Genomic DNA, 21,297 nt, shown 5'->3' on the forward strand with positions numbered 1-21,297 from the left:
CTGATAGCCGAACCTTCGGGCACAACATCACGCTGGGCGACTATCGAAGCATGCAACCGATACATCACCGGTCACCCATGCGCTTGAAGGCGCAGCCGCATGGGCGGGGCGATTAAACTGTAATAGCCGCATTCAGGATCAACACCACAATCAAACCGACCACAGCCACAATGGATTGAACCACCGAAATCGTCTTCGTCGCTTCTCCCATTGTCATGCCAAAAGACTCCTTTACCATCCAGAAGCCTGCATGATTTGCATAATTGAAAAACAGCGAACCACAGCCGATGGACAATGCCAGCAAGGGCAGGTTAAGGCTGGGATCGGCACCCGCAAGCGGCGCCAGCAAGCCTGCAGCGCCTACGATACCCACAGTTGCGGAACCTGTAGAAACCGAGAGCAACATCGCAATCAGCCACCCCAGGATCAACGGAGGGAAGGCAGACTGCTGGGTCAAATGCACAATGGCATCACCTACCTTGGCACTCGTCAGCAGCTCCTGAAATGCACCGCCTCCTGCGATGATCATGATGATGGAGGCAATAGGTTTGAGGCTTTTACCCAGCGAATCGCGCAGCTTTTCAGCGTTGCCACCGCGCGCCAGTACCAGGCTTGCGCCGGCGAAAAGCACGCCTAAGAGCATGGATATCAGAGGGTTGCCCACGAAACTGGCCATCTGCAGGATCGCATTACCCTTGGGTAGCAGCATCTCGGCGACGGCATTTATCAGCATCAGGATCGCCGGTAGCAGGGCTGCCAGTGCGCCGAGCCAAACGCCGGGGCGGTGTTTATTATCGGCTTTTTCAGCCAGAGTAAACTGATCAAGTAATGCTTGGTCAGGCCTGGTGCTCATGCGCTTCGAAATAAACGCACCGTAAAGTGGTCCGCCCAGAATCATGGCTGGAATAGCCGCGATAAAGCCGTAGAGCATTGTCGGACCTACTGAGGCTTTAAGCGCGGCGATGGCCGTCAATGGGCCAGGGTGGGGAGGCACCATGCCATGCATAGCGGCGAGCGCCGAAATCACAGGAACACCGACATAAACATACGCCGAGCCTTTGAAACGAGCCTGGCTTTCCAGCTTTCGCGCCACACTGAATATCAGCGGTAGCATGATCACCAGACCCACCTCGAAGAACATGGGTATGCCAATTACAAACGCAACCATCATCATTGCCCAAGGGATCATGCGATCCGAGGTGCGCTTAAGGATGACATCAGCTATTTGCTCCGTGACGCCAGCATCAGCCAGGATTTTGCCAAGCATCGCGCCAAGCGCAATTACGATCCCGACTGCCCCCAATGTCTTTCCGGCACCGGCGATCAAATGAGCGACGATACTTTCGGGCTGCATTTGGGTGGCAAAGCCCACTCCAACGGAAACGATCAACAGGGCCAAAAGCGGGTGCATTTTGAGTCGCGACACGATCAGTGCCACCAGCACCAAGACGCTGACAAGCGCTGTCATTAGAAGTTGTATATCTAGGGTAGTCATGAAGAGGTCTCAGTAATGGGAGCGCTGAGGCTGTACTCAGCCTTGGAAAAAGTCGTAACGCTGCCGAAGCACGCTAAAAATCAAGCTTGGGAGCATCCGCGTGCAACGGTCGCGTTAAGGAAGGCGAACACGTCGTATCCTGCTGCTATGCCGATGCTGTCAGGTAATTTAGGTGTGAAGCGAATAGGGGCGCGGGCAGGTGCAGCACCAAGGTTGAGGCCTCTGATGTCTGGCAAGCGAAGAGGTCGGCGGACGAATGTACGGCGCCCTTGTTGACGCCCCAGCAAACCTGCGTTGACCCGCGCATCTACCGCCTTGGGTACGGTGCAGGTCGTTAGCAGGTATTCAGCTGAACGCGGCGTCTCCGTGGGAATAGCTCCGCCGGAGCGCCCCCGAATGTTTGCAATCTGCTGAGCCAAGGAGTCATCAAGGCGCTGATAAAGGGGCATACAGCTATCGTTGTACACAGCATTCATTGAGTGATTCACCTTGTTATATAGTCATTTATATGAATCAAGGTGAAGTATTTGTCGGACGATGAGAAATTGTCAAGAGTGGCCTGATGGGTGTGGGTCGAGACCCGGCAGCACTTGGTTTTTCATCCCGAAAGCCGCTGTTGCGCCTGGGTACCTCGCCACGTGCAACGGTGGCTGCGTTAGAAGCTGGAGGGGGGAGAACGAATGGTCTGAACAACGGCTCAAAGCAGAACTCGATCAGTTGGAGCATCACACCTAGGTTGCAGCGGTTCTGCGTGAACATCCCGATGACGATGAGATCCACCGTCCGAACCGAAACAAAGCTACGCCTGGTCATGACGAGTCGCATATACGAGTTGCTCAGAGATTTCCAACCTAAGAATATACACAATTTAACATAATATACATTATGCGTAACTAGATGTTACGTAATCTAGGCAGTGCCCAGCGCATTTCAGCAGGAAAAGGCTTCTGCCGGCACATGCCAACCAACCTCGAGTTAAATCTGAGCGAAACCGCCACCTGCAAAACTCCAACCCCAGTCACGAAGCTGCTTTCTTCTTACGCCAGGAGCAACGTCGTCGTGATGAGTTTTCCCAGCTTGCAGATCGCAGCTCCGTGATAAACGCTCAATCATTCCGTCGACGATGGCGTCGGTCTGATCCGCTTAAGCGACACCAAGTCCAGGCAGGTTGTTCGGATCGGTCTTGGTGAAAGTACGCTTACGCGAATGCCCGTATCTCTCCAAATCAGCGCCAGGTTCCTTGCAAAACTATGCGGTGCTGCCTCGGTGTTGTGAACGCTGAATACCAGCGTACCGATGCCTGCCATCGTTGAGCCGGCCGGAATATCGAGCCGCCTGCACAAATCAGACAAGGTTTTACCAGGTGGACGGCGCGCCTTCGACGCTTATATCAACGGTGGATCAAAGAACCCCTCGGTGATCCAATTGACTGGCTTTAAATACCCAAACCCTGCGCCAGCGAACAGGAGATGAATATAATCCTTGTCTGATTAATTTGCGTGTAGATACGGTGACTCACCGCCCAATTCAATCTACCGTCGTCCAACAATAACAAGCTGTTCACTGTTATATACCTCCAGAACAACCACCCTCGCCCAGCCTTAACCTCCCTTCTAATTAATAACTCAACTAAACAGTCATTTAGTTGAGTTATCCATCAACACCAGGAAGCGCCCCACCCACACTTTACCCAGATATAACGCGCTCAACCGTTGACGATCAACTCTGAGGCGACTTTTCTCAGCATAAAGGTCTCGCGCTGTATGGACTGACCCATCGAGGACTCCTGGCGCTCCATAACAGCCTCATTATGGGCGATGGCTTCAGTTACGCTGATCCACACGGGTCGCATTCCATTGGCTATTTCATGGCTTTCCATTCTCACGGGCGCTAACTGGTGCGCGACTTCGCACAGATAAAAATGCGAGGTCATGTGCATCAGGTCATACTCGGGCTTCCGATAAGGCCGATACTCTTCGATGTAACCATAATGCTGGAGCACCTGAATTTCGCGAGCGCCCGTCTCTTCTTCAAGTTCACGCTTCAGCCCTGTAACAACGTCCTCGTCTGCATCAAGGCCGCCTCCGGGAAAACTGAAGTCGTTATAGCGTTCAGTGAACAGTAATAGGATTTGTTCATCTCTCAGTACAATGCCGCGTGCCGCATGACGTCGGAATATCCTGCCCTGCGTGGACTTCAGTTCGGGATGAATGATTTCGGTAATGAGTTGCATGGGATCTTCATTTCAAGTGAGCTGGAGAGTACAAATCAGTTGTCTGCCTGGCCGGCGCAACCTTTATCGCTCTTCAAAGCGAACCGATGCGGTCGAGTTCGGCCTTGAGCTGGTCGGTGCTGATGGTCTCCAGCGGCAACGCAAGAAACGCCGCCACACGCTCGCGAATTTTGGTGAGTGTGCTTTCAAACGCTGCGGTGATCTCGGCTTCCGCTCCAGAGACTTCGGACGGATCAGCCAGGCCCCAGTGCGCCTTCACAGCGGGCCCGAAGAAGATTGGGCAGGTCTCACCCGCAGCCCTGTCACAGACGGTGATCACGATGTCTGGAGGTGAGCCTTCAAAAGCGTCCGAAGCCTTGCTGCTCAAGCCTTTGGTGGGAATGCCCGCTGTCTCCAGGGTTCGCAAAGCGCGGTGATTCACCTGGCCACTGGGAAAACTTCCGGAGCTGACCGCATCCAGGCCTGGATGCGCCAGATGGTTAAAAAGCGCCTCGGACAGGATGCTGCAACAGCTATTGTGGGTGCACATGAACAACACTTTCATCGTTGTATACCTTGAGTCAGAACCTGAGACGCAATACCGAGGCACCCGCCTTTCTTCCATCCAATCCTATGCCATTCGTATAACAGGAAATCAACGGCTGTGATTGCCGAGCGTGCGCAGATCCTCCAGCAACCGAACAAATTCGACAACAGCTGGAGCCATTGTTTGCTCCGTACGAGTGATCAGCCCGATCTGGCGTACGACACCCGGATGATCCACTGGCACTTTACTCAGGTCTCCCCGCCCATCGTCCGCTGACTCTGGAAGAAGCGTAACGCCCTGCCCCTGCCTGACCAAGGCCAGGACGGTAGACATGTAATTGGCTTCCAGCCCCGCAGATAAAGGCAGTTGCTCGTCAGCAAACACTCGCTCGACCAGATCGCGAACGCTGCTTTCCCTGCCGGTAAGAACGATCGGGAAACCCGCTATCTCGCTCAGTCTCACTGCGGGACGCTTCGCCAGTGGATGGTCTTTTGGAGCGAACAGGCACAAACGGTCTTCCAGGATGGCGTTGAACTCCAGCCCATGGGTGGGCCGAACCTGTACGCCTAACCCGAAATCCACTTCGCGCTCCATGACAAGCGTATCGATTCTTTGCGCGACGACATCCCGCAGCCTGACCTCGACACCGGGAAACCGCTCGCGAAACGTTTTCAACACTGCAGGCAGTACGCCGGAACACAGTGACGGCAAGGCGGCGATGGTGATCAAGCCGCGTCGTGAGGCCGCACTGTCCCGCGCAGCGTTAACGATGTTGTCCAGATCCAGCAGCAGTTTCTCCATGGGCAACAGCGCATTTTGGCCGGCGCCGGTCAAGCAGACATGGCGTGGGCTTCGTTCCAGCAAGGCAACGCCGAGCCAATCCTCCAGTTGCTGGATTTGTACGGTCAGTGCAGACGGCGACAAGTTGAGGGCGGCTGCAGCCTTGGAAAAATTGCCGGTCTGAGCCACTGACAGAAAGGCGCGGATGTGCTGGATCGAATTCTTCATTTTGTTTTTCCGAACAAGACCCACTGAATATTTCAATTCACAGAGCATAGCGTCGTTGCTATTACTCTTGCAAAACAACAATAGGGTGTCTCGTCGCTGTCGCGCACAGGGATACCAAAGAGGATCAGCCTATGCTCGCCACAGTTGGTGTGATAACCATCCTTGCCATGCTCGTCAGCATTATGAGCAAACGCATATCTCCCCTGGTTGCATTGATCGCCCTTCCGATCATCGCCGCCCTCCTCGCTGGTTTTGGTCTGCAAACCAGTGGCTTCATCATTACAGGCATCAAGAATGTTGCGCCCGTAGTCGGGATGTTTGTCTTTGCCATTCTGTTCTTCGGCATCATGACGGATGCCGGCATGCTCGATCCGATCATCGACCGCATCCTCAAACGGGTCGGTACACGGCCAACCCGCATCGTCATGGGCACCGCACTGCTGGCGCTGTTGGTGCATCTGGACGGCTCCGGCGCGGTGACCTTTCTCGTGACCATTCCCGCAATGCTGCCCCTGTACACGCGGCTTGGCATGGATAAACGCATACTGGCGTGCGTTACGGCGATGGCTGCGGGTGTCAACTTCCTGCCCTGGACAGGCCCGGTGCTGCGCTCCTCCGCCGCCCTTCACGTACCGGTTTCGGATCTGTTTCAGCCGCTCATTCCGGTGCAGATCGTCGGACTGATCTTCGTCTTCACTTGCGCGTTTTTCCTGGGACGGCGCGAAGAGCGACGCCTGGGTCTGGGCCCCGACAACCTTGATGTAAAACCCCACCAGCGCGTGCTCAGCGATGCCGAACTTGAACTGCGCAAGCCTCGGTTGTTCTGGGTCAACCTGCTGCTGACGCTGGTGGTGATGGGCGTGATGATCGCGGGGGTTGTAGACCCGGTGGTGATGTTCATGCTCGGCACCGTGATTGCCTTGTGCATCAACTACCCTGCCGTGGACGCACAACGGGCGCGTATCGACGCTCACGCGAAAACCGCGCTGACCATGGCCAGTATTCTGCTGGCTGCCGGGGTGTTTACGGGAATCATGCAAGGCACCGGGATGCTGAAGGCCATGGCCGAAGTGGCCGTGGGCCAGATTCCGGCCGGGCACGGCAAGCTGATCCCGGTCGTCGTAGGCTTTCTATCCATGCCCTTGAGCCTGCTTTTCGATCCGGACTCCTTCTACTTCGGCATCATGCCCGTGGTCGCCGAGGTCGGCAAAGCGCTCGGCGTTGATCCGATGCAGGTCGCGCAGGCGTCGCTGCTTGGCGTGCATACCACCGGATTCCCGGTCAGCCCGTTGACGCCAGCGACCTTTCTGCTGGTCGGCCTGTGCAAGATCGAGCTGGCCGACCACCAGCGCTTCACTATCCCTTTCCTGTTTGCGGCCTCGGTCATCATGACCCTGACCGCTATGGTCATAGGAGTTTTCTGAATGAAAACAATACGGATTGGTTCAGGGGCCGGTTATTCCGGCGACCGCATCGAGCCGGCGATCGAGCTGGCCGAGCATGGGCAACTGGATTACCTGGTATTCGAATGCCTCGCGGAACGAACCATTGCGCTGGCACAGCAGTCGCGACTGGTAGACCCATCAGCAGGCTACGATCCATTGCTGAGCGAGCGCATGCGCCGGGTCTTGCCCTTTGTAGGCAAAGGCGCTGACGGCACGCGACGCCGCTTGCGAATCATCACCAACATGGGCGCTGCAAACCCGCTTGGCGCCGCGAGCGAAATACGCCGGATAGCGGCAGAGCTTGGCCTGACCGGCTTGAAAGTCGCAGCGCTGACAGGCGATGACGTGCTCTCAGCCCTGCTGCAGCAGCCCGATCAAATCCTCGACAACGGCAGGTCTCTGCGATCCCTCGGCGACAGACTCATCTCGGCCAATGCCTACCTGGGCGCGGAAGGAATCATCCAGGCTTTACGCGCCGATGCTGACGTGATCGTTACCGGAAGGGTCGCTGATCCTTCACTGTTTCTCGCACCGCAAATGTTCGAGTTCGGCTGGGCCGAGGACGACTGGGCATTGCTGGGCCGCGGAACGTTGGTCGGGCATTTGCTCGAATGCGCCGGCCAGGTCAGCGGCGGCTATTTCGCGGACCCCGGTTTTAAAGACGTCCCGGACCTAGACCGCCTGGGCTTCCCGCTGGCCGAGATAGATGCGGCAGGCAACGCCGTCATCAGCAAAGTGGCGGGCTCCGGCGGGCGCATTGATACCGCCACCTGCACCGAGCAAATGCTGTACGAAGTGCACGACCCTGCCGCCTACCTGACGCCCGATGTCAGCGCGGATTTCACCCATGCTGCCTTCGAATCCATCGCGAGAGACGAAGTACGCGTTCAGGGGGCGGACGGACATGCACGTCCCGAGACGTTGAAGGTGTCAGTAGGTTTTCTCGATGGCTGGATCGGCGAAGGACAAATGTCCTACGGCGGCCCCGGCGCGCTGGCTCGCGGACAGTTGGCGAAGGACATCGTGCTCAAACGCCTGGCCCTGACCGGCGTGGCATGCGAGGACATTCGAGCCGAACTGATCGGCGTTAACGCCTTGCATGGAAGTCAACTGGGCGCGCGCGCCGAAGGCGAGCCCTGGGAGGTACGTCTTCGGGTCGCCGCGCGTTGCTTGGACAAAAACGATGCGGTACGCGTCGGCAATGAAGTGGAAACCCTCTACACCAACGGCCCGTACGGAGGCGGCGGTGCGAGCAAGTCCGTCCGCCAGGTCGTCGCGGTGGCATCACTGTTTGTGCCCAGAGACCAAGTCAACCTGCACGTCCACCTGGAGGATCTGGCATGAACACCACCAAACTGCGGGACATCGCTCACACGCGTACCGGCGATAAGGGTGACGTCTCGAATATCTCCATCGTTGCCTTTCACATCGACGATTATCCACGTCTGGCTAAGCTGCTAACGGTGGAACGGGTCACTGAACACTTCGCCGAACTGCTGGACCTGAACGGACCACCGGTACGACGCTACGAACTGCCACGTGTAGGCGCGCTCAACTTCGTCCTGCCCGGCATTCTGCATGGCGGAGTCACGCGGTCACTGGCGCTCGATGCCCACGGCAAGGCTCTGGGGGCCGCCCTGCTCGATCTGGACCTGGAATGGCGAGCCGCTTCACCCGATTCGACACTCCGGTCGGCAATCTAGCGACGCACTTTGGCGCACCCTGCACGCATTGATGCAACAAATCCATACCCGCTGAAAAATTGGTTCACCCACCGGCGAACCAATCCCCTCTCCGTGTCGCGGACCAACCAGACGGACCTTTGAACATTGGCCCGCCGGTCTTGATCCGCGGCAGCCGCTGGCCATCTTGCCGGACAAAATTGAGCGAACCAATTTTCATTGGCATCGCTCTTGCACCAGCCCTCTTGCCTTGAACCTCTGCCTGCGGGCAGCTCAGGGCCTCTTTTTTCGGTCTGGTGCGAGTACCACGATGCAAAGGTTCGACCCTGACATTCCCATCGACAACGCTTCGAAACTGGCGCTGGATGCGTTGCGCCAGATCGTTGCCCAGCATGCTGCCTTCCCCCAGCGGGCACTGCCTACCGAGCGGGATCTGGCGGCCGATTTCGGAGTTAGCCGACGCGCAGTTCGTCGCGCCCTGTCGGTGCTGGAAGCCGAAGGCCAGGTCTGGCGCCGGCAAGGTAAAGGGACCTTTGTCGGACCTACGCCCCCTAGTGCCGCCATGAGCTTCGCGCGGCTCTCCGGCCGGACCAATTTCACCGAGGTCATGGAGGCGCGTCTGCACCTGGAGCCAGCGCTTGCCTCACTGGCAGCGGTACGGGCCAATGGTGAGCAGATGGCGATTCTGCGCCGCCTTGCCGAGCGCACCACTCGCCAGCAGGTCGCCGAGCAGAGCGATGCCGAGGGCATCGAGCTGTGGGACAGCGCCCTGCACCGCGCCATTGCCGAAGCAGCGGGCAATCGGCTGATGCTGGACATCTTCGAAATGCTCGACGCGATCCGCCTCGACCCCGCCTGGCGCGATTTGCGTCATCGGGCGCGCAATGCCGACCGCCTCGACACGTACAGCCACGATCACGACGACATCGTCAGCGCCATTGAAAGCCGCGATCCGATCAAGGCCGCCACGGCCATGCGCGGCCATTTGCGTGCACTGCAACAGGCCCTGAACACCGTCATCAACCAAGACCTGGAGGCCAGCCTATGAGCGCCAATGCCCACCTCACAGAAAACGGCGACGGCACGGTGCTCAGCATCAGCGACCTGACCGTGCGCTTTGCCGGTGCGCCCGCCAATGTTGTCGACGGCGTGTCGTTTTCCGTCAAACGCGGCAAGACCCTGGCCATCGTCGGCGAGTCCGGTTGTGGCAAGAGCGTGACCTCAATGGGCCTGATGGGCCTGTTGCCGTCAACGGCCAGGGTCGGCGCGAGCGATTCGCTGCTGATCGATGAAGCCTTGCTGGGCATGTCCGAAGAGCGCCTGCTGGATGTGCGCGGTAACCGCATGGCGATGATCTTTCAGGAGCCGATGACCTCTCTCAATCCGGTCTTCACCATCGGCGAGCAGATCGCTGAAAGTGTGATGCGTCATCAGGGCCTTTCCGACAAGGCTGCCCGCCAGCGGGCTCTGGACATGCTGGAAAAGGTCCGGGTGCCGGACGCTCGCCAGCGGCTGGACGCCTACCCGCATGAACTCTCCGGTGGCATGCGTCAACGGGCCATGATTGCCATGGCACTGGCCAATGACCCGGCGCTGATCATCGCGGACGAACCGACTACGGCGCTGGACGTCACCATTCAGGCGCAAATTCTCTCGCTGATCGCCAACCTGCAGACCGAGACCGGCACAGCGATGATTCTGATCACCCACGATCTGGGCGTAGTCGCCGAAGTCGCCGATGACGTCATGGTCATGTACGCCGGACGCGTCGTGGAAAGCGGCCCGGTGAAAACCCTGTTCGACGATCCGCAGCATCCATACACCATCGGCCTGATGGGCTCGATGCCCTCGATCGGTCCTCGTGAAGGCCGCCTGGCAACGATTAACGGCCGGGTACCGACGCCGGCGGAAATGCCCGGCGGTTGCCGTTTCGCCGGGCGCTGCCCGTTTGTGATCCAGCAATGCAGAGACGAACGCCCGCCGCTGCTTGAGTTGTCTCCCGGACACTTCGCCGCGTGCATCCGTGCGCCTTTGGAACAGCATGTGGGAGTCAGTGCGTGAATCTTTCCAAACCAGACACCACCGGGCGCGTCAGCCCCGATAGCAACGCGCAGAAACCCATTCTGGAAGGCATTGGCCTGAGCAAGCACTTCGCCGTGGAAAGCGGTCTTTTACAGCCGAAGAAGCCGCCGGTACAGGCCGTCAATGAGGTCAACCTGTCAGTCCGCAAGGGCGAGACGCTGGCATTGGTAGGCGAGTCCGGCTCGGGTAAATCCACCCTTGGCCGCCTGCTGCTCAACCTGCTGCAACCGACTGCGGGCGACGTGATTTACGAAGGCCGCAACCTGGCCAACCTGACGCCGGAAAAACTGCGTCAGGTTCGCCGTGATTTGCAGATCATCTTTCAGGACCCGTTCGCCTCGCTGAATCCACGCATGACCGTGGAATCCATCGTTGGCGAACCGATCTGGCTGCACAGCAAAGCCAGCCGCAGCGATCGTCAGGCCAGGGTAGCCGAGTTGCTGCGCACGGTAGGTCTGGCTCCGGAGCACGGCGGTCGGCATCCCCATGAGTTCTCCGGCGGTCAGCGCCAGCGCATCGGCATTGCCCGTGCACTGGCTTCCGAGCCACGCTTGATCCTCGGTGATGAGCCGGTCTCGGCGCTGGACGTTTCGGTGCAGGCGCAAGTGGTCAACCTGCTCGAAGACCTCAAGCATCAATTCGGCCTGACCCTGGTGATTGTTGCCCATGGTCTGGCCGTGATTCGCCACATGAGCGACCGCGTGGCGGTGATGTACCTGGGTGAAATCGTCGAACTGGCGCCGGTCGACGCGCTGTTCGAAAACCCTTTGCACCCTTATACCCAGGCGCTGATGGCCGCCGTACCGGTCAGCCACCCTGACCTGCGCCAGCCGCGCCCACTACTCGGCGGCGACATGCCCAGCCCCAGCCGCCCGCCTTCGGGCTGCCGCTTTCATACCCGTTGCCCACACGCCCGTGCGCTGTGCAAGGACGCTGCGCCGGTCATGGAAACAGTCGAGGCCGAACGCCAGGTCGCCTGCCACTTCTGGCGTGAAATCGCCAACGCAGGCAGCGCCACGCTGATCCTTCCGACACCCAGCGCTGCCTACACGCAGCGCCTGAATCTGTTCAAGCACCATCAATCCCTTGCAGTGGAGAGCCAGCAATGAAAATCGCACGCGTCGTGACAGGAGCCTTGTTATTGCTGGCCGCCAACGCTGCCTTTGCCGAATCGACGTTGCGCATCGGCATTCAGGACGATCCCGATGTGCTGGATCCGCATCGTTCGCGCACCTACTCCGGTCGCCTGGTGTACACCGCGCTGTGCGACAAACTGGTGGACGTGAATCCGGATCTGACCTACTCGCCGCAACTGGCCACCGCCTGGAACTGGAGCGAAGACGGTAAAACCCTGACCATGACGTTGCGCGAAGGCGTGACGTACCACGATGGCGAACCTTTTGATGCTGCCTCGGTGAAGTTCAACCTCGACCGCGCCCGCACCCTCCCCGACTCGCTGCGCAAAAGCGAGCTGGCCTCGGTGGATAGCGTCGAGGTGATCGACGCAAAAACCGTCGCCATCAAGCTCAAGCAAGCCGACGCCACGCTGGTTTCGCAACTGTCGGACCGCGCCGGGATGATGCTCGCGCCAAAAGCTGCGCAGGGCGAGTTCGCCTCCAACCCGGTCTGCTCCGGCCCTTACAAATTTGTCCAGCGCGTACAGCAGGATCGAATCGTGCTGGAGCGTTTTGGCAATTACTGGAATAAACAGGCGTATCACTTCGACAAAGTCGTATTCCTGCCGATTCCAGACACTTCGGTGCGCCTGGCCAACCTGCGCTCCGGCGACCTGGACATCATCGAGCGTGTTGCGCCAACCGATGTGAAAACCGTCAAGGGCGACAGCAAGCTGGCGATCTACAACACTCCCGGGCTGGGCTACATGCAGCTGATGTTCAACATCGGCAACGGGGAAAAAGCCAACTCGCCGATGGGCAAGGACAAGCGCGTACGCAAAGCCTTTGAGCTATCCATCGACCGCGACGCCATCAATCAGGTGGTGTTCGAGGGCCTGTACGCGCCAAGCGCTCAGCCGTTCCCGAAAAACAGCCCGTATTACGACAAGGACCTGCCGATCCCGGCTCGCGATATCGAGAAAAGTAAGGCGCTGCTGGCTCAGGCCGGTGTGAAACTACCGTTGGCGGTGGACCTGAAAGTGGCTAACAACCCCATCGCGCAACAGGTCGGGCAGATCATTCAGGCCATGGCTGAAGAAGCGGGCTTCAAGGTCAACCTGATTGCCACTGAATACGCGACGATGCTCAGCGAACAGGCGAGCGGAAACTTCCAGATCGGCATGAGCGCCTGGTCGGGCCGTCCTGATCCGGATGGCGATATCCATCAGTTCGTAACCTGCAAAGGCGGCCAGAACGACGGCAAGTACTGCAACGCCAGGCTCGACGAACTGCTCAACAAGGCGCGCACCGTGAACGACGTTGCACAACGCCAGGCACTGTACAACGACGCGCTGCGCTTGCTGGCCGATGAAGTACCGACCGCCTACCTGTATTTCGACCCGCGAATCATTGCCATGCGTAACAACGTGACCGGTTTCGTCCCTAACCCGGACGGTCTGATTCGTCTGAACAATGTCGCGTTCAAGCCATGACTGACGGGCGCACCTGCGAGGTTCCGGTATGCTGATGTTCATCCTGCGACGCCTGCTCAGCTCGATCCCGACGCTGATTCTGGTTTCGCTGTTCGTCTTCACCCTGCAGAAGCTGCTGCCGGGTGACCCGGTGCTGGCCATGGCCGGGGAAGAACGCGATCCGGCGGTCATGGAATACCTGCGCGACAAGTACCGGCTCGATGACCCGATCCCGCTGCAGTACCTGAACTGGGTCGGCAACGTGCTGACCGGCGACCTGGGCACATCGCTGCGCACCGAACAACCGGTGACCACGCTGCTGGCGTCGAAACTGCCGGTGACCATTGAGCTGGCCATACTGGCCCTACTGATTGCGCTGTTGATCGGCATACCCACCGGGATCATTTCGGCGGTGCGCAAAGGCACTGCGGTGGATTACGGGGCCAACGTGGTGGCGCTGTCGGGGATTTCCATTCCGCACTTCTGGCTGGGCATTCTGCTGATCATGGTCTTTGCGGTGAAACTGCAGTGGCTGCCCGCCTCCGGCTTTGTGCCGATGGGTGAGGACTTCGGGCAAAACCTGAAGACCCTGATCCTGCCGGCCTTCGTATTGGGTGCAGGGCTTTCGGGAATTCTCATGCGCCACACCCGCAGCGCCATGCTGGAAGTGCTGCGCGCTGACTATGTCCGCACAGCCCGGGCCAAGGGATTGTTCCCCCGCACGGTGATTCTCAAGCACGCATTGCGCAACGCGTTGATGCCGATCATCACCCTCACAACATTGCTGTTCGGCGAGTTGCTCGGCGGTGCGGTGTTGACCGAGCAAGTGTTCAGCATTCCGGGGTTCGGCAAGATGATCGTCGACGCCGTGTTCAACCGTGACTACGCCGTGGTGCAAGGCGTGGTGTTGTGCGTCGCAATTGGCTTCCTGATGTTGAACCTGCTGGCCGACGTGCTCTATCGCCTGATCAACCCACGTCTGAGGACTGCCTGATGACCGCTATTGCCAGCCTCTCGCACAGCGCGGTCCTGCCCCGCAGTCGCTCGCCTTTTCTGAAGAAATTCCTTGCCAACAAAGGCGCGGTGCTTGGCGCGGCGGTGTTGTTGCTGTTTGTCCTGGCGGCCGTTCTGGCGCCCTGGATTGCGCCTCATGATCCGCTCAAAGCCAACTTCCTCGCCGTACGCAAGGCCCCCTCATTGATCTATTGGATGGGCACCGACGAACTGGGCCGCGATCTGTTCTCGCGCTTGCTGTATGGCGCCCGCAGCTCGCTGCTGGCCGGTGGTGTTTCGGTGGCCATCGCCATGTTCATCGGCGTGCCGCTGGGCCTGCTGGCCGGGTACTTCGGTGGCAAGCTGGACATGATCATTTCGCAGGTCATGGAAGCGCTGCTGTCCTGCCCGTTTCTGGTGCTGGCCATCGCTTTGGGGGCCTTTCTCGGCCCCAGCCTGACCAACGCGATGATCGCCATCGGTTTGTCCGCGATGCCGATCTTTGCCCGACTGACACGCGGCCAGGTGCTGTCGATCAAGCACGAGGATTACCTTGAAGGTGCCCGCGCCATCGGTCTGCCGGATCGCTGGATCATCCTGCGTTACGTGCTGCCCAACGTGATGTCGCCGCTAGTGGTGCAGGCAACGCTGACCATCGCCTCGGCGATTCTGGCTGAAGCCAGCCTGTCGTTCCTCGGCCTGGGCCAGCAACCACCGTCGCCGTCCTGGGGCTCGATGCTCAATACGGCGAAGAATTTCATGGAGCAGGCTCCGTGGATGTCGATTGCGCCTGGCGTGGCGATCTACATCACGGTCCTGTGTTTCAACCTGCTGGGTGACGGCCTGCGCGATGCGCTGGACCCCAAGGGCTAAACCTTTCGCCTTCTGTCAAAGAGAAACGCTTATGTTCGATGATCTTGATTACAACCAACCGTACGCGTCGGCCCGCTCGCCGGTGATGGGCAACAACATGGTCGCCTGCTCCCAGCCATTGGCCGCTCAGGCCGGGCTGGACATGCTGCGCCGTGGCGGCAATGCGGTCGACGCCGCCATCGCCGCGGCCATGGTGCTGACCGTGGTCGAGCCCACCGGCTGCGGAATCGGCAGCGATGCCTTTGCCATTGTCTGGGACGGTAGCAAGCTGCAAGGCTTGAACGCTTCCGGCCGCGCGCCACAAGCCTGGACACCGGAACACTTCGAAGGCCAGAGCCAGATGCCGCAGCGCGGCTGGCCTGCAGTCAGCGTGCCGGGTGCGGTGTCGGCCTGGGTGGAGCTGTCAGCGCGCTACGGCAAACTGCCCTTCGCGACCCTGGCCGAACCGGCGATCGGCTACGCCCGCGACGGCTATCAGGTCACGCCGATAATCGCCGAGTTGTGGAAACGCGGCGCGCATCTGCTCAAGGACCAACCGGGCTTCGCTGAGTGCTTCATGCCGAACGGCAAGGCCCCTATGGCCGGAGAAAAAATCCGGCTCAAGGATCACGCCCGCACGCTGGAACTGATCGCGCAGACCAAAGGCGAAGCGTTCTATCGCGGCGAACTGGCGCAAACAATCATCGCCCATGCCAACGCCAATGGCAGCGTGATGAGTCTCGACGACCTGGCGTCGCACACCGTGGACTGGATCGACACCCTGTCGGTGCCATACGCAGGCGCCGTGGTGCATGAACTCCCGCCAAATGGCCAGGGCATTGCCACCCTCGCCGGCCTGACCATGCTCGAAGCGCTGGGCGTCGGCGAACACCCGGTGGACAGCCTTGAGACGGTTCATCCGGTGCTGGAAGCAATGAAACTGGCCCTGGCCGACCTCGACGAACATGTTGCGGACAGCGAGCACATGCGCGTGCCCTCAGCCGACTTGCTGGGCCAGGCCTACCTGACGGAGCGCGCAGGGCTGATCACCGATCAGGCCGCCAATCCCGGGCACGGCTCGCCAAAACCGGGCGGCACGGTGTACCTGTCGGCAGCGGATGAAAGCGGCATGATGATCTCGTTCATCCAGTCCAACTACATGGGCTTCGGTTCGGGTGTGGTTGTCCCTGGCACGGGCATCAGCATGCAGAACCGTGGCGCGGGCTTCTCGCTGGATCCGCAGCACGTCAATTACGTCGCGCCGCGCAAGCGCCCGTTCCACACCATCATCCCCGGTTTTGTCATGAATGCCGACGGCACGCCGCTGATGTCCTTCGGTTTGATGGGTGGCCCGATGCAGGCGCAGGGTCATTTACAGATGATGATGCGCATCCTGCGCTACAAACAGAACCCGCAAGCCGCTGCCGACGCACCGCGCTGGAGGATCGAATCCGGCCTGAAAGTAGCCGTGGAGCGTGCATTTGACCCCGAAGTGGTGAAAGCACTACGCGCCAAGGGTCACGACATTGATGTCGAAGAGCCGAGCGGCGTGTTTGCCTTCGGCGGTGCGCAGATTATTCAGCGCACGGCACATGGATACGTGGGCGGGACCGATCCGAGGAAGGACGGAACGGTCGCTGCTTATTGAGCGAGACCTCTAACGCTTATCAGGCGGCGACCGATCGTGCACAGTGAGTGAATCCGCTCACAGTAGAGGTGTCTTTTTTACTTTAAAGCGACTCAACTCACGCTGCATGAGAGACGCCCTCACCGACAGGTCTTTTGCGGAAGCTGCACAGTCTCGGGAATCGGACTGATTTTGTTGCGTCACTTCATCAATCTGTTCAAGCCCGAGGCTGGCCTGCTGCAGGCCAGAAGCCTGCTCACTGGATGCCTGATAGATCAGAGAGACCAGGCTTGAGACTGCACTGGTTCCACTCACGATATTTTTCAGTGATTCGGCCGTTCTGCCGGCAATGATCATCCCGCGCTGCGTTTTGGTAGATGAGTCGGCAATCAGTGTTGCTGTCTGCTTGGCTGCCTCCGCGCTGCGTGCCGCCAGAGAGCGTACCTCGTCAGCCACCACTGCAAAACCACGCCCAAGCTCCCCTGCTCTCGCCGCTTCTATCGCCGCGTTCAGCGCCAGAAGGTTGGTCTGTGCTGCAATATTGTCGATGGTGGTGATTATCGCGGTGATGTCTTTACCTGAGTTATCGATTTCCGTCATCGCGGAAATAAGCTCAGTCATCAGCTTGTCGCTTTCTCCGGCGTCAGCTCGTGAAGCCTGCGATTGTTCATCGGCTTTTTTGGCGTTGACCGCGTTGTCCGACGTTTGAGCGGCCATTTGCGTCATGACCGCGCTGATCTCAGTGATCGAGGATGCAGAGTTTGCTGCACCGTCCGACAGCGACTGGCTGAGGTCCGTAACCTGCTCGGAACTGCCGGTAATTCGCGTTCGAGCAGGCAGAAAACCGCATGCATACCATCAAGGCCATTCTGGTCTCGGCACTGGCCGATATTTAAGCGCCAGCCTTCTTTCTGCAACCAGACTGCCTAACTGCAGCGCACGTTTGATGCCGGTGCTGCAGTGGCTTTCGAACTCCTACAGGACTGTACTATGCGTATTGTCGTAGCCCTGGGCGGCAACGCCCTGCTTCGCCGTGGCCAACCCATGACGGCTGACAACCAGCGTACCAATATCCGAGTCGCTGCTGAACAAATCGCCAGGATATATCCGGGTAATCAACTGGTCATCGCACACGGCAACGGACCGCAGGTAGGTTTGCTGTCTCTGCAAGCGGCAGCCTACACACCTGTTTCGCCGTATCCGCTCGACGTACTGGGTGCCGAAACGGAGGGCATGATCGGCTATATGATCGAACAGGAACTGGGCAACCTGCTGGACTTCGAGGTGCCCTTCGCTACCTTGCTCACGCAGGTTGAAGTAGATCCGGCGGATCCGGCCTTCAAAAAACCAAGCAAACCTGTCGGCCCTGTATACACCCGGGCCGAAGCTGAACGACTGGCTGCCGAAAAGGGCTGGGCCATCGCTCCGGATGGTGATAAATACCGACGCGTAGTGGCCAGTCCACGACCTAAACGCATCTTTGAAATTCGCCCTGTCAAATGGCTGCTCGAGAAAGGCTGCATCGTGATCTGCGCTGGCGGTGGTGGCATCCCGACCATTTATACCGCGCCAGGCAAACTGGCGGGTGTCGAAGCAGTCATCGACAAGGATCTATGTTCGGCAATGCTGGCTGAAGAACTCGAAAGTGATTTGCTGCTGATTGCCACTGACGTCGATGCGGCCTACGTTGATTTCGGCAAATCGACCCAGAAAGCAATCGGTCAGGCACACCCTGACGAAATGGAAAAATTGGGGTTTGCCGCAGGCTCCATGGGACCCAAGGTTCAGGCTGCCTGCGAATTCGCCCGCCATACTGGAAAAGTCGCGGCTATCGGGTCACTTGCCGATATTGAAGCGATCGTCCAGGGGCTCGCGGGTACGCGCATCAGTACCGGGCATCCCGGTATTAACTACCGGTAGTCCATGCCAGCCATTTGCATCGGCTGGCTTTGCCGTGGACAAGGTTGATCCCCTGACTGATCCCATGACTGATCAGGGAACCGGCGAAGATCATCAGCATGGCGAACAGACTCAGCCATGCTCCGACCTGGTACCTGTGACGCATCACCCGCGCACCCTGGGGTTACACCTTGCCTTCGACCAAAGGTCTCGCGGCTCGACGATAGCCCAATAACGCATCCAGAACGATAAAGCCCAGCAGACTCACGCCCAGTACAGGCAGCGCAAAGCCAGTCAACAGGGCAGCCAGGATCAACGTCCATTTCGCGCCCGGATTCAACGAGCGCCAGAGACTCGACAGCGTTGCCTGCTGATTGCGCGGTTGAGAAAGCGTTGGACGACGTCGCCACCACATCACATAACCCATGACGACCATGGCCGCCAGGCCACTGGCGAAGACCACTAGCACCAATTGATTGGCCAGACCAAACAACACGCCCATGTGCGCATCAATGCCCCAGCGGGTGAGCTTGGCGGGCAGCGAATAGTCTGAAAACCTGACGCGATCGACCACGTCCAGTGTTTGCGGGTTGATCGATACGGCATCTACTTGCGTCGGCCAACTGCGATCTATCTCGCTGACTACCCAGGCCTTGTCATTGCTCGCGGACGGTCTGATTTCAACCTTGGCAGCATCGATATGTTCGGCGCGCGCTTTGGCCAGAACACTGTCGAACAAGGCAGGGTCCAGCTCCGACGCCTGTGTCGTAGGCGCCATGTGCATATGATGCTCGGCGTGCTCGTCCATGGGCATAGACATTGGCATCGCCGCCGACTGGCCCAGTGAGGTGGCCACACTGGGTGTTGACCAGCCGTAGTAGGCACGCAATACGCCGATGTTATCGCCAGCGTACTGTGACCACGTCAAACCGGTGGCCGAGAAGAACAGCAGCCCCAGCAACAGCCATACGCCGGTAGTTGCATGCCAGCGGCGCACATTGCCGCGTTCACGACTCTGCCGACGACGGCGAACTGCCCACAGCACCAGACCGCCGAGTGCAGCCACCCACAGCCATGAAGCTGCCAACTCGCTGTAGATCCTGCCGACATCGCCCAGCAGAAGGCCCCGGTGAAACTGATCGATCCAAGTGCGCAGCGGTAATACGCCGCTGGTGCCGTACACCTTCATGTCTCCGCGAATTTCACCACTCACCGGGTCCACGAACAGCGCTCGATGCTCCGACGGGCCAAAGCCCGGATCGCTGAACATCACCCGAGTGGTATCCCCTTCCCGGGGTGCCGGGCGCACTGCGGCAACGCTCAGGCCCGGACCTGCCGATGCCTGCGCGCGCTGGATCTGAGCCTGCAAGCTCATGGCAGGGCCACGGCTGTCTGTGTGCAACGCGTGCGCATAGAGCGAATCTTCGATCTGCGGGGTCAGTGCGTAGACGACGCCACTCAAGGCCGCGACCAGCATGAACGGACCGACGAATACGCCGATGTAAAAATGGAGCCTTTTCAGAAAGGCGACAAATGCCCCGGGCGGCCGTGGCTCCGGGCTTGAAAATGATGCAGACATAGGGACTCACCAACGTATGAACGCGCCCCGCCGGAATGACCTTCCGGCAGGCTGTAAAGGCAATATCGGTTGTTCGTGGGAGTAATACTCACACGTCCACGAGGGGTCCTAGGGAGCCTGTGGATTGAGTCCCGGGAGGGAGTATCTTGGCAGGTTGCCGAGCCAGAGATCGGGCAACACAAAACGAGTGCGACGTATACGGATCAGCCAGCCTAGCGCCACGAAGAAAATCATCGCCAGCGTCAGTGTTCCGGCAAACGAACAGTCTCCCGACTGCGCCTTCATGCTGCCTGACATGTCCATCTTTTTGGACGAGTCGTGCATGGCCATGTGCATCGTGTGATGACCGGCATGCATGTCTGACATCCCATGGCCGGCATGGGAAACCGAAGCCACTGCAGTACCGGCAAAAGCGGCCATCATCTGGCCGTGACCGATGCTGCACGCAAGGCCATTGAACAGGACAACTGCGTACAGTATCCAGGCAATGGGCGAGCAATGGGTTCGGGAAAAGTTCATGGCGGCTAATTTAACATCTCTGGCCGGAACTAGACAGAACGGGGTGCGCAGGTCGGCAGCCTTCGCAGGGTCGATAACCGGGGTGACATGGGTGATCCGAACCCGCCATGTGTTCGCAAAAGCCAAGCGCACAGCGCATGGCTCCCGGCGTTGCTGCAGCAAATGAACCTGGCAATTGCAGCCGAGCAGACAGCGATTTTTAAACCTCCCGTTACATATTTTCGCCTGCACCCGCTCCCTACAGGAACAAGCCAATGGAAATAAAATTACATACAGTAAACCTTGAACACCTCATAACAACCAGCACGCCTGCACTGAACGGCCTCGACTTTATAACTCCCACACCCATACAGTGATGATGGCCTGCACCAGGCTGGCCCTTATCGGCAAACTTGCTTTCCGCCCCCACTGCTGATCGTATCGCTTGGTTATATATATCACTTGATAGCACTCGCGTAGTCATTTCCTCCCGAGCGAAAGTTTAAGCGCACACGCAACCTGTTCCTCAAAGAACCGAGAGAAGTGCAGCTACGCAAATAAAACCAGGCTACAAGTAACCTGACAGCGCCAGGCTGGACCTTAACCAACAGGCGAAGCCTATTTTTCGGTCATAAAAACTTCATTAAAAAATCCTGCAACTGCAACACGCTTCATCCGCTTTAACTTTCCATGATTATCATGAGCAAGCTGAACTAAAGCTGTCTACTCATGACGCATTTGATGAAACCTGAACGTCAGATTAATAATTCTACATGGACGCATAACGGCAT

At 58.7% G+C, this 21,297-nt stretch carries 17 protein-coding genes and 3 pseudogenes; 12 read left to right on the plus strand and 8 right to left on the minus strand.

All coding sequences use genetic code 11. The annotated features are described in order from the left end of the window. Positions 1 to 112: 112 nt before the first annotated feature. From BLR20_RS04360 to BLR20_RS04375, 5 genes and pseudogenes are all read right to left on the minus strand, one after another. Complete coding sequence (locus BLR20_RS04360; protein ID WP_054994119.1) at positions 113 to 1,495, minus strand: GntP family permease; 1,383 nt, start codon at positions 1,493 to 1,495, stop codon at positions 113 to 115. A gap of 242 nt (positions 1,496 to 1,737) precedes the next feature. Further along, positions 1,738 to 1,971, minus strand: a pseudogene (locus tag BLR20_RS28025) (GntR family transcriptional regulator); the annotation flags it as partial. 1,229 nt (positions 1,972 to 3,200) lie between these two features. Continuing rightward, a complete protein-coding gene (locus BLR20_RS04365; protein WP_054994120.1) occupies positions 3,201 to 3,728 on the minus strand; it encodes an NUDIX hydrolase in 528 nt (175 codons plus the stop codon). Between the two features lie 73 nt (positions 3,729 to 3,801). After that, positions 3,802 to 4,272: an arsenate reductase ArsC gene (locus BLR20_RS04370; protein ID WP_054994121.1), complete on the minus strand. Its 471-nt coding sequence runs from the start codon at positions 4,270 to 4,272 to the stop codon at positions 3,802 to 3,804. A gap of 90 nt (positions 4,273 to 4,362) precedes the next feature. Continuing rightward, positions 4,363 to 5,262, minus strand: a complete 900-nt coding sequence (locus BLR20_RS04375; RefSeq protein WP_054994122.1) for a LysR family transcriptional regulator — start codon at positions 5,260 to 5,262, stop codon at positions 4,363 to 4,365. A 131-nt stretch (positions 5,263 to 5,393) separates the two neighbouring features. Between BLR20_RS04375 and BLR20_RS04380 the strand changes: the two genes are divergently transcribed. From BLR20_RS04380 to BLR20_RS04425, 10 genes are all read left to right on the plus strand, one after another. After that, the gene (locus tag BLR20_RS04380; protein WP_054994123.1) at positions 5,394 to 6,686 is read left to right on the plus strand and encodes a CitMHS family transporter; all 1,293 of its coding nucleotides are present in this window, start codon (positions 5,394 to 5,396) and stop codon (positions 6,684 to 6,686) included. Next, the gene (locus BLR20_RS04385; RefSeq protein ID WP_054994124.1) at positions 6,687 to 8,051 is read left to right on the plus strand and encodes an acyclic terpene utilization AtuA family protein; all 1,365 of its coding nucleotides are present in this window, start codon (positions 6,687 to 6,689) and stop codon (positions 8,049 to 8,051) included. After that, on the plus strand, positions 8,048 to 8,410 hold the full coding sequence (locus tag BLR20_RS04390; protein ID WP_054994125.1) for an AtuA-related protein: 363 nt from the start codon (positions 8,048 to 8,050) through the stop codon (positions 8,408 to 8,410). The genes BLR20_RS04385 and BLR20_RS04390 overlap by 4 nt, the downstream gene beginning before the upstream one ends. A 289-nt stretch (positions 8,411 to 8,699) precedes the next feature. Continuing rightward, positions 8,700 to 9,437 (plus strand): FadR/GntR family transcriptional regulator, encoded by a 738-nt coding sequence (locus tag BLR20_RS04395; RefSeq protein WP_054994126.1) that lies wholly within the window; start codon positions 8,700 to 8,702, stop codon positions 9,435 to 9,437. After that, positions 9,434 to 10,450, plus strand: coding sequence for an ABC transporter ATP-binding protein (locus tag BLR20_RS04400; protein ID WP_054994127.1), 1,017 nt, complete (start codon positions 9,434 to 9,436; stop codon positions 10,448 to 10,450). The genes BLR20_RS04395 and BLR20_RS04400 overlap by 4 nt, the downstream gene beginning before the upstream one ends. Beyond that, positions 10,447 to 11,580, plus strand: a complete 1,134-nt coding sequence (locus tag BLR20_RS04405; protein ID WP_054994128.1) for an ABC transporter ATP-binding protein — start codon at positions 10,447 to 10,449, stop codon at positions 11,578 to 11,580. The genes BLR20_RS04400 and BLR20_RS04405 overlap by 4 nt, the downstream gene beginning before the upstream one ends. Then, positions 11,577 to 13,079 carry an ABC transporter substrate-binding protein gene (locus BLR20_RS04410; protein ID WP_054994129.1) on the plus strand — a complete coding sequence of 501 codons (1,503 nt, stop codon included), beginning with the start codon at positions 11,577 to 11,579 and terminating at the stop codon, positions 13,077 to 13,079. Before BLR20_RS04405 ends, BLR20_RS04410 begins: the two co-directional genes overlap by 4 nt. A 28-nt stretch (positions 13,080 to 13,107) precedes the next feature. Next, positions 13,108 to 14,052: an ABC transporter permease gene (locus BLR20_RS04415; protein WP_054994130.1), complete on the plus strand. Its 945-nt coding sequence runs from the start codon at positions 13,108 to 13,110 to the stop codon at positions 14,050 to 14,052. Continuing rightward, entirely contained in the window at positions 14,052 to 14,924 is an 873-nt protein-coding gene (locus BLR20_RS04420) for an ABC transporter permease (protein ID WP_054994131.1), read from the plus strand. Before BLR20_RS04415 ends, BLR20_RS04420 begins: the two co-directional genes overlap by 1 nt. A 31-nt stretch (positions 14,925 to 14,955) precedes the next feature. Further along, a complete protein-coding gene (locus BLR20_RS04425; RefSeq protein WP_054994132.1) occupies positions 14,956 to 16,551 on the plus strand; it encodes a gamma-glutamyltransferase family protein in 1,596 nt (531 codons plus the stop codon). 57 nt (positions 16,552 to 16,608) lie between these two features. Here the strand turns inward: BLR20_RS04425 and BLR20_RS26385 are convergent. Further along, positions 16,609 to 17,358: pseudogene (locus BLR20_RS26385) on the minus strand (methyl-accepting chemotaxis protein); the annotation flags it as partial. Between BLR20_RS26385 and BLR20_RS26830 the strand changes: the two are divergent. Together BLR20_RS26830 and arcC are read left to right on the plus strand one after the other, a co-directional pair. Further along, positions 17,355 to 17,426: pseudogene (locus BLR20_RS26830) on the plus strand (ornithine carbamoyltransferase); the annotation flags it as partial. The pseudogenes BLR20_RS26385 and BLR20_RS26830 sit on opposite strands and share 4 nt — an antisense overlap. 94 nt (positions 17,427 to 17,520) lie before the next feature. Further along, positions 17,521 to 18,450: a carbamate kinase gene (gene arcC / locus BLR20_RS04435; protein ID WP_054994133.1), complete on the plus strand. Its 930-nt coding sequence runs from the start codon at positions 17,521 to 17,523 to the stop codon at positions 18,448 to 18,450. A gap of 163 nt (positions 18,451 to 18,613) precedes the next feature. Here the strand turns inward: arcC and BLR20_RS04440 are convergent, their stop codons facing one another. Together BLR20_RS04440 and BLR20_RS04445 are read right to left on the minus strand one after the other, a co-directional pair. Then, positions 18,614 to 20,008 carry a PepSY-associated TM helix domain-containing protein gene (locus BLR20_RS04440; RefSeq protein ID WP_054994134.1) on the minus strand — a complete coding sequence of 465 codons (1,395 nt, stop codon included), beginning with the start codon at positions 20,006 to 20,008 and terminating at the stop codon, positions 18,614 to 18,616. Between the two features lie 108 nt (positions 20,009 to 20,116). After that, on the minus strand, positions 20,117 to 20,659 hold the full coding sequence (locus BLR20_RS04445; RefSeq protein ID WP_235810019.1) for a DUF2946 family protein: 543 nt from the start codon (positions 20,657 to 20,659) through the stop codon (positions 20,117 to 20,119). Between the last annotated feature and the right edge of the window lie 638 nt (positions 20,660 to 21,297).

This window comes from Pseudomonas congelans (assembly GCF_900103225.1).
GTDB classification, from domain to species: domain Bacteria; phylum Pseudomonadota; class Gammaproteobacteria; order Pseudomonadales; family Pseudomonadaceae; genus Aquipseudomonas; species Aquipseudomonas congelans.

Coding starts and splice junctions, on each gene's coding strand:
- BLR20_RS04360 (WP_054994119.1), bottom strand. CDS start 1,495: ATGACTACCCTAGATATACAACTTCTAATGACAGCGCTTGTCAGCGTC.
- BLR20_RS04365 (WP_054994120.1), bottom strand. CDS start 3,728: ATGCAACTCATTACCGAAATCATTCATCCCGAACTGAAGTCCACGCAG.
- BLR20_RS04370 (WP_054994121.1), bottom strand. CDS start 4,272: ATGAAAGTGTTGTTCATGTGCACCCACAATAGCTGTTGCAGCATCCTG.
- BLR20_RS04375 (WP_054994122.1), bottom strand. CDS start 5,262: ATGAAGAATTCGATCCAGCACATCCGCGCCTTTCTGTCAGTGGCTCAG.
- BLR20_RS04380 (WP_054994123.1), top strand. CDS start 5,394: ATGCTCGCCACAGTTGGTGTGATAACCATCCTTGCCATGCTCGTCAGC.
- BLR20_RS04385 (WP_054994124.1), top strand. CDS start 6,687: ATGAAAACAATACGGATTGGTTCAGGGGCCGGTTATTCCGGCGACCGC.
- BLR20_RS04390 (WP_054994125.1), top strand. CDS start 8,048: ATGAACACCACCAAACTGCGGGACATCGCTCACACGCGTACCGGCGAT.
- BLR20_RS04395 (WP_054994126.1), top strand. CDS start 8,700: ATGCAAAGGTTCGACCCTGACATTCCCATCGACAACGCTTCGAAACTG.
- BLR20_RS04400 (WP_054994127.1), top strand. CDS start 9,434: ATGAGCGCCAATGCCCACCTCACAGAAAACGGCGACGGCACGGTGCTC.
- BLR20_RS04410 (WP_054994129.1), top strand. CDS start 11,577: ATGAAAATCGCACGCGTCGTGACAGGAGCCTTGTTATTGCTGGCCGCC.
- BLR20_RS04415 (WP_054994130.1), top strand. CDS start 13,108: ATGCTGATGTTCATCCTGCGACGCCTGCTCAGCTCGATCCCGACGCTG.
- BLR20_RS04420 (WP_054994131.1), top strand. CDS start 14,052: ATGACCGCTATTGCCAGCCTCTCGCACAGCGCGGTCCTGCCCCGCAGT.
- BLR20_RS04425 (WP_054994132.1), top strand. CDS start 14,956: ATGTTCGATGATCTTGATTACAACCAACCGTACGCGTCGGCCCGCTCG.
- arcC (WP_054994133.1), top strand. CDS start 17,521: ATGCGTATTGTCGTAGCCCTGGGCGGCAACGCCCTGCTTCGCCGTGGC.
- BLR20_RS04440 (WP_054994134.1), bottom strand. CDS start 20,008: ATGTCTGCATCATTTTCAAGCCCGGAGCCACGGCCGCCCGGGGCATTT.